A 13,506-nucleotide genomic window follows, 5' to 3' on the forward strand; every position below is an offset into this window, starting at 1 on the left:
GGACACTTCACCACAAACCGCCCAGCCGCGGAAATTGGTCTAGTCCACAGTATTGACTCCGGCTGTGCCCTGGTTCACATTCGGAAGCGGGCCGGCCCCCGCTCCTGCAGTGATCACCCGACGTCCGACGCTCGCCGCGCATTCCGGTGCGGCGGGCGGACTTCGCTTGTGCGAGGGAGAAACGCTCATGCCCCACCGGACCTTGAGACCGCTGGCCGTGGCCTGCGCCGCCCTGGCCGCCGTGGTCGTGGCCGGTCTCACCATCCTGGCCCGGCCCGCCCCGGCCACCGCGACGCCCGCGCCCTCCTCGGGAGGCCTGCGCATCGCCTACTTCGACCAATGGAGCATCTACCAGAACGCCTACTACCTCAAGAACGTCGACAAGATCGCCGACAACATCGACTACCTGCTCTACGACTTCGAGAACATCGACCCGGCCAACCTCACCTGCTTCGAGACGACCAAGGCGACCACCCCCGACCCGGGCGGCGAGGACGACCCGAACGCGGGCGACGGCGCGGGCGACCAGTTCGCCGACTACCAGAAGTCGTTCGGCTCGGACATCAGCGTCGACGGCACCGCCGACACCTACAACATGCCGATCGTCGGCAACTTCCACCAGTTGCAGGAACTCAAGGCGCGGCACCCGAACCTGAAGGTGCTGCTGTCGCTCGGCGGCTGGACGTACTCGAAGTACTTCTCCGACGCGGCGGCGAGCGACGCCTCGCGCAAGAAGTTCGTGAGCTCCTGCATCGACATGTTCATCAAGGGCAACATCCCGGCCGCGGGCGGCTTCGGCGGCCCCGGCACCGCCGCCAACATCTTCGACGGGTTCGACATCGACTGGGAGTACCCGGCGCACCCCGGCGGCCACACGGGCAACCACTACAGCCCCAACGACACCCAGAACTTCACCTCGCTGCTCGCCGAGTTCCGCGGCCAGCTGGACGCTCTGGGCAAGCACTACGCGCTCTCGGCCGCCCTGCCCGGCGGCCAGGACAAGATCGCGAAGATCCAGACCGACAAGATCCACCAGTACATGGACTTCGCGGACCCGATGACCTACGACATGCACGGCGCGTGGGACAAGACCGGTCCGACGAACTTCCAGGACCCGCTGTACCCGTCGCCGAACGACCCGTCCCCGAACGTTCCGCCGGGCACCGAGAAGTACACCATCGACCAGGTGATGAAGGCGTACACGCAAGGAGATCCGGCGTACGGCATCCCCGGCGGGTTCCCGGCTTCGAAGCTCACCCTGGGCATCCCGTTCTACTACCGGGGCTGGACCGGCGTTCCGGCCGGCTCGAACCACGGGCTGTACCAGACGGCGACCGGCCCGTCCGCTCCGCATCCGCTGAGCGGCAACGTGCCCGGCGTCGCGATGTACAAGGAACTCACCGGCGTGGTGGACAACCCGGCGACCACGTTCTGGGACCCGACAACGCAATCCGCGTGGTTCTACGACGGGACGAGCTTCTACGGCGGATCGTCGAAACAGTCGATCAAGGCGCGCACCGACTACATCCATTGCAACGGCCTCGGCGGCGCGATGATGTTCTCGCTGTACGACCTCGACCCCGATTCGACGCTGTTCCACGCGGTGGTGGACGGGCTCGCCGCGCCGACGGAGGGCTGCTCCGGCCCGCCGCCGACCACCCCGACGACGCCCACCACGCCCACCACGCCTACCACTCCGACCACCCCCACGACGCCGACCACTCCGACGACCCCGACCACGCCCACCACTCCGACCACCCCGCCGGGCGGCCAGTGCACGGCGCCGGCCTGGGATTCGGGCAAGGTCTACAACGGCGGCGCGGTCGTGTCGTACAACAACCACACCTGGACGGCGAAGTGGTGGACGCAGGGCGAGCAGCCCGGCACCTCGGACGTCTGGTCGGACAACGGAGCCTGCTCCGGCGGCGGCGGGCCGACGACCGCGTGCCCGGCGGCGTGGAGCACCTCCCAGTCCTACAACGCCGGAGCGGTGGTGTCCTACAACGGCCACCGCTGGTCCGCCAAGTGGTGGACGCGAGGCGAAACGCCCGGCAGCGCAGCGGTCTGGGCGGACAACGGCACCTGCTGACCCCCGCGGCAGGCGCATGAATAACGGCGGCGGCACCGGGTTCCCTACCCCGAAGGGGCCCGGTGCCGCCGTTGTCCGCACCGGACACCGGCCCCGCGGCGAGCACCCAGGTCAGCCGCTGGCCGAGGATGCCCCGGCTCCCGCACTGTCATCCGGTCCGCGTTGTCCACATTGGACATCCGCGCATCACGCCGGACGTCCTCCCTGCTCGCCGCCCTCGCGGCAAGCACAAGCCGACGACGGCACCGGGTTTCCTCGCCCACGAAGGGAATCCGGCGCCGCCGCCGACTGTAGTGCGGGAGGCGGAAAGTCTCTCGTTCAGTTCCCCGAAGCGGCCACGCCCGGCGCGATCGCCTGCGCGTTGCCCGCGATGCCGTACCGCCCCGAACCGCCGTTCAGCTGTTCCTGCAGCGCCAGGATCGTCGCCACGCGCCCGGCCGCCGAATCCGCGTTGTCCACAGTGGACAGGATCGACGTCGCCGACGTGTCCGCGCGCACCACGCCGATCGGACCGGCGCCCTCGGCCGAGCCCGGGTCCCCGGCGAGCACCGTGCCCGCGCCGGAACGGTCCATCTGCGCGGCGAACCGCGCGATCGTGGCGGCCCGGTCGCCCGCGCCGTCGCCGGTCTCCTGGGCGCCGGTGAGCACGATCGCGAGCTGGGCGGGCTGCACGCCCTGGCTCTGCTTCACGAACCCGCCGTCGGTCAGCCCGCCGAGCGCGGCGGCGAGTTCGTCGCCGCTCGACTGCGGTTTCGCGCTGGCCTTGTCCAGCAGCAGCACCGAACCGAGCAGGGCGCCGGCGAGCGTGCCGGAGTCGCCCGCGGTCGGGAACTTCGCCCCGGCCGGCTGCAGCCTCGTGACGACGTCGCGCAGCTGGTCGGCCTTCGCCGGGTCGGTGAACGCGCTGGTGAGCTGCAGTTCGCCGGTCACCGAGGCGCCCGACTGGCCGACGAGCTTCTTGAGCGCGTCGCGGTCGGCCGGACGCGCGTCCTGCGTGGTGACGATGACGACGCTGCGCTTGTCGAGCGCGCCCGCGACGACCTTCGGGCCCATGGTCCCGGCGAAGGCGTCCGCGTCGGCCAGCCGCGCCTTGAGGTTGTTGCGCTGCGCCTCGAGGTCGGCGACCTGCGTGCCGAGGTCTTTCTTCTGGTCCGCGAGCCCGGACAGCAGCGAACCGTTGAGCGCGGTCGAGCCCAGCACCACGCCGACGGCCAGCGCCAGGAAGCACGCGGTGATGGAAACGATGTGGTACCGCAGGGAAATCACGTGAAGAGACCCTTCACCCAGGCGACGAACGTGGACCAGGTGTGCTGGATCCACTCGAGATAGACGGAGCCGACGTCGGAGACCAGCAGCGCGGCGATGACGACGACGATGGCGGCGAGCACGAGCAGCGCGACCGCGCCGAGCGACACCCGGGCCCGGTGCAGCGTCGCGACGGCCTTGCCGTCGACCAGCTTCGTGCCGAGCTTGAGCCGCGTGAGGAACGTGGACGGGTTCGACCCGGACCGGCCGTGGTCGAGGAATTCCCGCAGCGTGGCCTGGAACCCGACGGTGACCACGAGGCTCGCGCCGTGCGCGTCGGCCAGCAGCAGTGCGAGGTCCTCGGCGTTGCCGGACGCGGGGAAGGTGACCGCGCCGATGCCCAGGTCCTGGATCCGCTCGACGCCCGGCGCGTGCCCGTCCGGCTGCGCGGGGACGACGACCTCGCCGCCGCTGCGCAGCGTCGCGGTGCCGATCCCGGTCGGGTCGCCGACCATCACGTCCGGCTGGTAGCCCTGCGCGCGCAGGGTGTCCGCGCCGGCGTCGACGCCGATCAGCACCGGCCGGTGCTCGCCGATGTACTTCTTGAGCTTCTTGAGGTCCTCGGCGTGCCCGGTCCCCGCGGCGACGACCAGCACGTGCCGGTCGCGCACCGGGACCTTCAGCTCCGGCACGCCGACGCCGTCGAGGATCAGCGTCCGCTCGCGGCGCAGGAACTCGATCGTGTTGGCGGAGAAGGCTTCCAGCTGGGTCGACATCCCGGCCTTGGCCTCGATCATCTGGTCGGCGACGCTTTCCGCGGTCTGCTCGACCCCGGTCGCCAGCTGCCGCTCCCCCAGGTACACCGCGCCCTCGTGGACGCGCAGCTTCGTGCCGTCCTTGACGCTGCGCAGCAGGTCGCCGCCGACCGAGTCGACCAGCGGGATGCCCGCCGCCACGAGGATTTCCGGGCCGAGGTTGGGGAACCGGCCGGAAATCGACGGGGACGCGTTGACCACCGCGGCGACCTCGGCGGCGACCAGCGCGTCGGCCGTGGCGCGGTCGAGGTCGAGCTGGTCGAGCACGACGATGTCGCCTGCGCTGACCCGGCGCAGCAGCTCCCGCGTGCGCCGGTCGACCCGCGCGACACCGATGACGCCGGGGAGGGCTTCTTGGTTCCGCGCGAGAAGACCAGTGAGCTTCATGTGGCTGATGGTGACAAATTTGTGCGTGGGTGCGGAGCCGACGCGCCGAAGCGGACATGACTCGTTGTGGTGAGCCATGTCGCGCGCGGCGCCGGGCCGGGGTTAACTGTGCGGTCCGCCCGCTTCGAAATCCAAGGTCGACCAGGGGCTCGCGGGATCGTTCAGCAGCCGGTGGCGCACCCGCGCGGCCGAGACGTACTCCGGCCCGAATTCCTCGCCGTCGAGCGCGAGCAGCCTGCCGAGCACGTAGCCGGTGGACAGTTCCGCCCACGAACCGTGGTAGCGCCGGGCGATCGCGCCCGCCTCCAGCACCATCAGCTCCGCGGTGAGCGCGTCGCAGTAGCCGACCGCCAGCCCCCACCGCGCCAGTTCGACCGCGCGGCCGACGTCCCAGCCGATGATGCTGTCCACCACGCCGTCCGGCGCGAGCAGGCCGTCGGCGCGGAACCGCTGTTCGTACCGGACGATCCGACGCACCGCGTCGACGAGCGGCCCGGCCTGGTCCTCGGCGTCGTTGTCCGCGCACCACTGCCGGACCAGCTCGACCCAGCCGTAGACGTCCAGCGCGAGCCCGCTGCGGGCGCGCAGCACGAGCACGAGGTTTCCGGTGGTCAGCTGGTAGGAATCGCCGAGCAGCCGGTCCATCGCGGCCCGCCAGCCCTCCGCGTCCGCGACGCCCCACCAGTCGCGCAGGCCGCGGACCTCGGCGACGTAATCGTGGTAGCGCGCGTCGAGCACGTTCCACGGTTCGGCCGACAGCACCGCCTGGTGCGCGCCGCACGCGAGCGCGTGCGCGACCGGGCCGTCGAGAATTCCGTACCGCGCCGTGTAAAGCCGCTCGACCTGCTGCTCCACCGCGGTGACCCGGTGCGGGTTCGCGTCGACCCAGGGCAGCACGGCGGCCGCGCTCACCCGCCATTCGCCGAGCGTGCCGCGGTTGAACACGACCTGCTCGTCCGGCGCGAGACCGTGCGTGGCCCAGTCGAGGTCGCCGCTGAGAAACACCACGTCCGCGCCGAAATCCGGCAGCGCGCCGCGCGTGAACACCTGCAGCGAGGGTTCGCCGCCGTGCGCGCAGCAGACTTTCGCGGGCGTCCAGGTCCGCTCCTGCGCGAGCCGCTGCGCCTCGTCCCGGTGGATCGGCACGAACAGCTCCTCGTCGCCGAGGAGTTCGAGGAAGCGGTCGAGATCGTCCTCCCGCCGCGCGCGGGCGAGTTCGGCTTCGACGTCGGCCAGCGTGGCCCAGGTCATCGGATCCGCCTCAGCCCTTCTTCGCGCGCTTGCGCTTCGGACCCGCGTACTTCGCCTTGTCTTTTTCCGCGGTGGCAAGCAGTTCTTCGGCGTGCGCGCGGCCGGTTTCGGTGCCGTCCATGCCCGCGAGCATCCGTGCCAGCTCGCGCACGCGGTCGTCCTGGCCGAGCGTCTTCACGCCGCTGCGCGTGACGCCGCCGCTGGTTCCCTTGTCCACCACCAGATGCTGGTCGGCGAACGCGGCGACCTGCGGAAGGTGTGTAACCACCAGCACCTGGTGCGTGCGCGCGAGCCGGGCCAGCCGCCGTCCGATCTCCACCGCGGCCCGGCCGCCGACCCCGGCGTCGACCTCGTCGAACACCAGCGTCTGCACCGTGTCCGCGTGCGCCAGCACGACCTCGATCGCCAGCATCACTCGCGACAGCTCGCCGCCCGAGGCGGCCTTGTGCACCGGCAGCGGCGGCGCGCCGTTGTGCGCCCGCAGCAGCAGTTCCACTTCGTCGACGCCGTCCGGGCCTGCGTGCACCGCGTGCCCGTCGATCGCGAGCGCCTGCCGGTCGCCGTGCTCGGCCGGACGCTGTTCGACGGTGATCTCCAGTTCCGCCTGGCCCATCGCGAGGCCGGACAGCTCCTTGGTGATCGCCGTGGCCAGTTCCGCGGCCGCCTTGCCGCGCGCGGCGGAAACCTCGGTGGCGTGCGCGACCAGCTCCACGGCCAGCTCGTCGCGGCGCAAGGCCAGCGCCGCCAGCGCTTCCTCGGAGGTGTCCATCGATTCGAGCCGCCGCCGCGCGTCCTCGGCCCACGCCAGCACGCCGTCGACGTCCGCCGCGTACTTGCGGGTGAGCCGTTTGAGATCGGCCTGCCGCGCGAGCACCTTCTCCAGCAGTGCCGGGTCGGCGTCCAGGTTCTCGACGTAGCCGCCCAGTTCCGCGCCGACGTCGCTCAGCAGCGTGGAGGCTTCCTCGAGCCGCGGCACGAGGTCGCGCAGCACGGAGTCCTCCGCCGAAACCAGCCGCCGCACCGCCTCGCCGACCAGGCCGAGCGCGCCCGGGGCGTCCGGATCGCCGTCCTGCGCGCCGGACACCGCCGCGTGCGCCTCGGTGGCCATCGCGCGGAGTTCGTCGACCGCGGCGAGCCGTTTGATCTGCTCGGTGAGCTCGACGTCCTCGCCCGGTTCGGGCGCGACCGCGTCGATTTCGTTCAGCCCGTGTTTCAGCAGGTCCGCCTGCTGCGCCATCTCGCGGGAGCGGTTGGAGCGCTCGCTCAGCTCGGTGAGCACGGACAGCCATTCCTCGCGGACGCGGCGGTACTCCGCGAGCGGCCTGCCCACCGCGTCGCCGGCGAACCGGTCGATCACCGCCCGCTGCTCGGCCGGGCGCAGCAGCCGCAGCTGGTCGTTCTGCCCGTGCACGGCGATCACCTGCTCGGACAGCTCCGACAGCACCCCGACCGGCACCGACCGGCCGCCAAGGTGCGCCCGCGAGCGCCCGTCGGCCGCGACCGTGCGCAGCGCGATGACGCTGCCGTCCTCGTCCACGTCGGCCCCCGCGTCGGTGACGATGCGGGCGGCCGCGTCGTCCTTGCCCACGGTGAAGCGGCCCTCGACGAATGCCTTCAGCATCCCGTTCCGGACCTTCGACGCCTCGGCCCGTCCGCCCGAGAGCAGATGCAGCCCGGTGACGACCATGGTTTTGCCCGCACCCGTCTCACCGGTGACCACGGTGAAGCCCGCGTGCAGTTCCAGCAGGGCTTCCTCGATGACTCCGAGGCCCTGAATGCGCATCTCGGCCAGCACGACGCATACGGTAGCGGCCCGCACCGACGTTCTGTGCGTTCGAGGTCCGCTAACTCTTCTTTTCGCTGGTCGAACACTTGTGCGGGCGCGTCGCGCTCAGCGGTCTCCCGAGCGCCGGTCGCGCCAGCTGCGCACCGGCAGGCCGAACTTGTACACCAGCCGGTCGGTGAACACGCCGTCCCACAGCCGCACCAGCCGCACCGGCCGCGTGCCGCACACGACGCGCACCAGCGCGCCCGGCGGCAGGTCGAACGACCGGAGCCCGTCGCAGGTCAGCGCCGCTTTCGGGCCCTTCGGGTCGATGCCGACGGTGATCACCGACTCGGGCGAGACCACCAGCGGACGGGAGAACATCGCGTGCGCGTTGCTCGGCACCACGAGCAGCGCCTCGACGTCCGGCCACAGCACCGGCCCGCCCGCGGAGAACGCGTACGCGGTGGAGCCGGTCGGCGTCGCGCACAGCACGCCGTCGCAGCCGAAGGACGACACCGGACGGCCGTCGACCTCGATCAGCGCGTCGAGCACCCGCTCGCGGCTGAACTTCTCGACGCTGGCCTCGTTGAGCGCCCAGGTCCGGTAGATCTCCGCGCCGTCGGCGGTGACCGTGACGTCGACCGTCATCCGGTCCTCGACGTGGTACTCGCGGTCGACCACGCGCTGCACGGCGTCGGCGAGCGCGTCCGAATCCGCCTCGGCGAGGAAGCCGACGCGGCCGAGGTTCACGCCGAGCACCGGCACCTCGGCCGGACGGGCGAGTTCCGCCGCGCGCAGCAGGGTCCCGTCGCCGCCGAGCACGAACACGAGTTCGGCTCCCTCGGCCGGGTTGTGCTCGGGCGCGACCACGGTGCACGGCATGGCCATGCAGCCGTCCGGGTCGATCAGCCGGAGGACGTCCTCGTCGAGCACGCGCAGCCGGATCCCGGCCTTCGCGAACCGCTGGGACACCTCGCGGGCGGCCTCCCGGGTGGTGTCCCGGTCGGGGTGCACCACGAGGAGCACTTCACGTTCGGCGGTCACTGGGGTCCTTCCTGGACTGCGGCGCGCACGAGCGGTTCGGCCTCTTCGCTGCCCGCGTCTTCCGGCTCCGTTTTGCGGAGCCACACGAAGTATTCGACGTTCCCGGACGGACCGGGCAGCGGGCTCGCGACGACCCCGCGCAGCGACAGGCCGAGCTTCGCGGCTTCGGCGAGCACGCCCAGCACGGATTCGACGCGCAGTTCGGGATCGCGCACCACGCCGCCGCTGCCGAGCCGGTCCTTGCCGACCTCGAACTGCGGTTTGACCATCGGGACGAGATCCGCGCCGTCGCGCGCGCACGCGGCGAGCGCGGGCAGCACGAGTTTGAGCGAGATGAAGGAAAGGTCGCCGACGACGAGGTCGACCTGGCCGCCGAGGACGTCCGGCGTCAGGTTGCGGACGTTCGTGCGGTCGAGGACGACGACGCGGTCGTCGGTCTGCAGCTTCCAATCGAGCAGCCCGCGCCCGACGTCGGCGGCGATGACCTTCTCCGCGCCGTTTCGCAGCAACACATCCGTGAAGCCGCCGGTGGATGCGCCCGCGTCGAGACAGCGGCGACCTTCGACGGTCAGCCCCTCGGGACCGAAACGGTCAAGCGCGCCAAGGAGTTTGTGCGCGCCGCGCGACGCCCAGCCCGGGTCGTCCTCGTCCTTCACGACGATCGGCGCGTCGTTTTCCACGCCGGTGGCGGGTTTCGTGGCGACCATGCCGCGCACGGTGACCTTGCCGCCGGTGATCAGCGCGGAGGCTTGTTCGCGGGAGCGGGCGAGTCCGCGCCGCACGAGTTCCGCGTCGAGCCTGGCCCGTTTGGCCACGCCGGTCAGACCTTGTCGATGCTGGACAGGGCCACGGTCAGCTCGGTGTGCACGGCCTCGAACCGGTCCACGTGCTCGGCCGGCGGCAGCGTGTCGAGGTCGTCGAGCCCGGCGACGGCCTCGTCGATGCCCGCCCGCGGGTCAGTCTGCTGCGGGCCGGGTCCGGGGATCGGCGGGGGTCCGGGAACCGGCCGCGGAACGTTCGGGTGCACAGCCCCAAACTACCAGTCAGGCCAGTCCGAGCCCGGCTACTGCCGCCGCGGCCGCGTCGCCGTCCGCGCGCACCTGCGAGACTCCGGTGCGCCACGCCGAATCGCACAGCGCGCGCAGCAGGTCGAGCTTGTCCCCTTCGCCGCGCACAGTCAGCACGTCGCTTTCGCTGATCTCCCAGCCGGACTTCTTCCCGACGCGCAATTCGTCCACCGGCTGCGCGAGCGCGGTGAGGTCGTGGCCGAGATGGGTGGGCCGTTCCGCCGGAATCGCGGTGAGCAGCGTCGCCGGAGTCGCGATGCCGGTGAGCACGCACAGCGAGTCGAGCCCCGCCGCGACCGCACCCGCGATGTCGGTGTCGAGCCGGTCCCCGACCACCAGCGGACGCTTCGCTTTCGCCGACCGCGCGGCCGTCTCGAACAACAACGGCTGCGGCTTCCCCGCGACCACGGGCTCCGCGCCGGTAGCGATTTTGAGCGCCCCGACCATGGATCCGTTGCCCGGCATCAGCCCGCGTTCGGTGGGCAGCGTGCTGTCGGTGTTCGTGGCGACCCACAGGCCGCCCGCCCGGATCACGATGCTCGCCTCGGCGAGGTCCGCCCATCCGGTTTCCGGCGAATGTCCTTGCACCACCGCGGAAACGTCGTCGCCCGCGGTCCGCACCGGCTCCAGTCCCGCGGCGGAGACCTGGTCGCCGAGCGAGGCGGTGCCCACGATGAGCACCTTCGCCCCGACGGGCAGGCGGTCCTTGAGGAGCGCGGCGGCCGCCTGAGCGCTCGTGTGCACCTCTTCGGTGTCCGCGGAGATCCCGAGGTCCCGGAGGTGCTCCGCGACCGCCGACGGGGCCTTGGACGCGTTGTTGGTGACGAACCGGACCGCCGTGCCTTGCTCGCGCACGGCGGTCACGGTTTCCGCGGCGCCCTCGATCACCTGCGGCCCGTGGTACACGGTGCCGTCGAGATCGAACAGCAGCGCGTCGTAGACCACGTCAGTCATCCGTCTCGCTGGGCTCGCTGGGCTCGTTGGTCTCGGTCGCGTTCGCCTCGTTCGCCAGGTCGGCGGCCCGCTCGGCGGCGTCCGTCTCGTCCTCGGCGTCGGCCTCAGCCGCGTTGAGGAACCACTGGACGGCCTCTTCCTTGCGCCCGGCAGCCTCGAGGTTGTCGGCGTACGCGTAGAACAGGCGCGCGCTCCACGGGTCGCGCTTGCCCGCCTGGAGGTCCGGCCCCTGCAGGGACACGACCGCCGCGTCCAGCTGCCCGAGGTCGCGCCGCGCACCCGCCGCGACGATCGCCAGCTCGACCTGGGTCGACTTGGTGAGCCGCTCCTTGTCGGTCTCCTTGGCGAGGTCCAGGGCGCGCTCCGGACGGCCGAGCGCGCGCTCGGCGTCCGCGATGATCGCGATGTGCTCGTCGCTGCGCGTCATCCGCCGGACGGCGCGCAGTTCGGACAGCGCTTCCTGCCAGTCGCCCGCGTGGTACGCGACGAGCCCGAGCCCTTCGCGCACGATCGGCACCCGCGACGCCTTGGTCTTCGCGTACCGGGCGTGCTCGAGCGCGGCCTCCGGGTCGCTGTCGACGAGCCCGCCCGCGGCGACCAGATGCTTCCCGACGGTCTCCGCGAGCCCCTTCGGCAGGGTCCGCAGTTCCCGGCGGACTTCCTCGTCGAGGTCGGAGAACTCGATGTCCTCGGGCAGTTCCGGCGCTTCGAGCAGCCCGCGGGCGAGTGCCGCGTCCTGCTCCTCGAGGGTCACCGGGCGTTTGGCGCGGGGACGGTCGTCCCTGCGGTCGCGACGGTCGCCTCGGTTGTCCCGGCTGTCGCGATCGCCACGGTTGTCGCGGCTGGGCCGGTCGCTTCGCTCGCCGCGGCCGCCCCGGTCGTCGCGTTCCCGGCGGTCGCGCTGCTCGTCCCGGTCGCCGCGGTCCTGCGAGCTGTCCGCGTCGCGCTTGTCCTGGCCGTCAGCGGCCTCGACCCGGTCCCCCGCACCCGACTCCACGTCCACGGCATCCGAGCCCGCAGTCACCTCGTCGGCGACTGCGGTTTCCTCGACCGCGGCCGACGAGGTCTCGTCACGCCACTCCCGGAAACCTTCGTCCTGACGGTCCTTCCGGAACCCGCCCGAACGCTCGTCCCGGCGCTCCCCGCCAGCGCGGTCATCGCGACGGAAGCCACCGGACCGGTCGTCCCGACGGTCCCCGCGGTAGCCGCCTTCGCTCCGGTATCCACCGGAACGGTCGTCCCGACGGTCACCCCGGTAGCCGCCTTCGTCGCGCCGCTCGCCGCGGAAACCGCCCGACCGGTCGTCCCGACGGTTGTCACGAGATCCGCCGCGATCGTCCCGGCGGTAACCGCCCTCGTCCCGCCGTTCGTTGCGGAACCCGCCCGGACGGCTGTCCCGGCGCTCGTCGTCGCGGAACCCGCGGTCGTCGCGCCGGTTGCCGCCGGACCGGTCGTCCCGGAATCCGCCGGAACCCCGGTTCCCGCCACGGAATCCGCCTTCGCGGGGCCCGCGGTCGTCCCGGTCCCGGTACCCGCCCGGCTTGCCACCGCGGTCGTCCCGGTCCCGGTACCCGCCCGGCTTGCCACCGCGGTCGTCCCGGTCCCGGTACCCGCCCGGCTTGCCACCGCGGTCGTCCCGGTCCCGGTACCCGCCCGGCTTGCCACCGCGGTCGTCCCGATACCCACCGGGCTTGCCACCGCGGTCATCGCGGTACCCGCCCGGCTTGCCGCCACGGTCATCGCGGTACCCACCGGGCTTGCCGCCACGGTCATCGCGGTAGCCGCCACGCGATTCGCCCGGCTTGCCGCCGCGATTGTCGCGGTCGCCGTAACCGCCGCGCCGGTCGTTGTCACGGAATCCGCCGGAACCACGCCGGTCGTCGCGGAATCCGCCGCCTTGAGAGTCCTTGCCGCGATATCCGCCCGGACCGCGCCGGTCGTCGCCGCCCGAGTAACCGCCGCGGCGGTCGTCGCTGCCGCGCCGGTCGTCGTTCCAGCGCCCGCCGGACCGCTCCCCGTAAGAGGATTTGCCCTGCGGCCGCCCACCGCGATCGCCGTAGGACTTGCCTTCCGGACGTCCCGACCGGTCGCCGTACGATTTGCCGGGCCCGCCGGAGCGCTCCCCGTAGGAGCGGCCTTCCGAACGGTCGCCGTAGGACGAGCGTCCCTCGGGACGCCCGGAGCGATCGCCGTACGACTTGCCTTGCGGACGGTCGAACTCGCGCTTGCCGCGGGGGCGGAAGTCGCGGTCGTCGTCGCGTTTGCCGGCGTATCCGCGGTTCTCGCGGGGGCCGTCGCCGCGGTCGGGGCGGCCGGCGAACCCGCCGGATCCGCGCGCGCCGCGGTCGTCCCGACGGAGCCGGCCCTGGTGGCTGTCGCGCCCGCCGCGGTCCTGCCGCGCGCCGCGCCGGTCTCCCCGGGGCGCGTCGGACCGTCCGCCGCGGGAGTCCTGGTCGCGGCGAGCCGACCGACCGGACCCCTCATCCGCTGAGTCTCGTCGACCGAACTCGGACACCTGGCCTCCTGCCATAGACAACTCTGGAATTCTGAAGTAGGCCCTCGCACGAGGGCCGATTGACTATCCTACGGGCCCGTTCGGAGCAACCTCGCGCGGGCGGACCCTCAGCGGTCCCCGCGCGCTGCTTCGAGCGGATGCGAACATGAGTCTGGGCCCCGGGAGAACCACCAGGGGTTCTCGGACCGGGGCCCAGACCTATCAGGTTAAGTTCGGCGGTGTCCTACTCTCCCACAACCCTTCGGTTGCAGTACCATCGGCGCAGTCAGGCTTAGCTTCCGGGTTCGGAATGGGACCGGGCGTTTCCCTGACGCTAAAACCACCGAAACACTCCGAAACAACACACACCTGTCACTGTCGTGACAGCCGGT

General features: G+C 71.8%; 10 protein-coding genes and 1 rRNA gene. 1 reads left to right on the top strand and 10 read right to left on the bottom strand.

The features are described 5' to 3' along the window. The first annotated feature begins 187 nt into the window (after positions 1-187). Positions 188-2,089: a glycosyl hydrolase family 18 protein gene (locus CU254_RS22350; RefSeq protein WP_009079573.1), complete on the top strand. Its 1,902-nt coding sequence runs from the start codon at positions 188-190 to the stop codon at positions 2,087-2,089. A 318-nt stretch (positions 2,090-2,407) separates the two neighbouring features. On the opposite strand, the gene CU254_RS22355 is transcribed toward CU254_RS22350, so the two are convergent. The 10 genes from CU254_RS22355 to rrf all read right to left on the bottom strand — a co-directional run bounded on the left by CU254_RS22355 (position 2,408) and on the right by rrf (position 13,462). Then, positions 2,408-3,355 carry a copper transporter gene (locus CU254_RS22355; RefSeq protein WP_009079574.1) on the bottom strand — a complete coding sequence of 316 codons (948 nt, stop codon included), beginning with the start codon at positions 3,353-3,355 and terminating at the stop codon, positions 2,408-2,410. Then, the gene (gene steA / locus CU254_RS22360) at positions 3,352-4,536 is read right to left on the bottom strand and encodes a putative cytokinetic ring protein SteA (protein WP_009079575.1); all 1,185 of its coding nucleotides are present in this window, start codon (positions 4,534-4,536) and stop codon (positions 3,352-3,354) included. Before steA ends, CU254_RS22355 begins: the two co-directional genes overlap by 4 nt. A gap of 102 nt (positions 4,537-4,638) precedes the next feature. Further along, positions 4,639-5,787 (bottom strand): DUF1266 domain-containing protein, encoded by a 1,149-nt coding sequence (locus CU254_RS22365; RefSeq protein ID WP_037714487.1) that lies wholly within the window; start codon positions 5,785-5,787, stop codon positions 4,639-4,641. Between the two features lie 10 nt (positions 5,788-5,797). Beyond that, positions 5,798-7,582 carry a DNA repair protein RecN gene (gene recN, locus CU254_RS22370; protein WP_009079577.1) on the bottom strand — a complete coding sequence of 595 codons (1,785 nt, stop codon included), beginning with the start codon at positions 7,580-7,582 and terminating at the stop codon, positions 5,798-5,800. 96 nt (positions 7,583-7,678) lie between these two features. Beyond that, a complete protein-coding gene (locus CU254_RS22375; RefSeq protein WP_009079578.1) occupies positions 7,679-8,599 on the bottom strand; it encodes an NAD kinase in 921 nt (306 codons plus the stop codon). After that, on the bottom strand, positions 8,596-9,414 hold the full coding sequence (locus CU254_RS22380; protein ID WP_037714489.1) for a TlyA family RNA methyltransferase: 819 nt from the start codon (positions 9,412-9,414) through the stop codon (positions 8,596-8,598). Before CU254_RS22380 ends, CU254_RS22375 begins: the two co-directional genes overlap by 4 nt. A 5-nt stretch (positions 9,415-9,419) precedes the next feature. Further along, the gene (locus CU254_RS22385) at positions 9,420-9,626 is read right to left on the bottom strand and encodes a hypothetical protein (protein WP_009079580.1); all 207 of its coding nucleotides are present in this window, start codon (positions 9,624-9,626) and stop codon (positions 9,420-9,422) included. Between the two features lie 16 nt (positions 9,627-9,642). Then, positions 9,643-10,620: an HAD-IIA family hydrolase gene (locus CU254_RS22390; protein ID WP_009079581.1), complete on the bottom strand. Its 978-nt coding sequence runs from the start codon at positions 10,618-10,620 to the stop codon at positions 9,643-9,645. Further along, positions 10,613-13,135 (bottom strand): hypothetical protein, encoded by a 2,523-nt coding sequence (locus tag CU254_RS44255; protein ID WP_234392728.1) that lies wholly within the window; start codon positions 13,133-13,135, stop codon positions 10,613-10,615. Before CU254_RS44255 ends, CU254_RS22390 begins: the two co-directional genes overlap by 8 nt. 210 nt (positions 13,136-13,345) lie before the next feature. Continuing rightward, a 5S ribosomal RNA gene (rrf, locus tag CU254_RS22400) occupies positions 13,346-13,462 on the bottom strand. Positions 13,463-13,506 lie beyond the last annotated feature (44 nt).

The sequence above is a fragment of the Amycolatopsis sp. AA4 genome (assembly GCF_002796545.1).
Taxonomy (GTDB): Bacteria; Actinomycetota; Actinomycetes; order Mycobacteriales; family Pseudonocardiaceae; genus Amycolatopsis.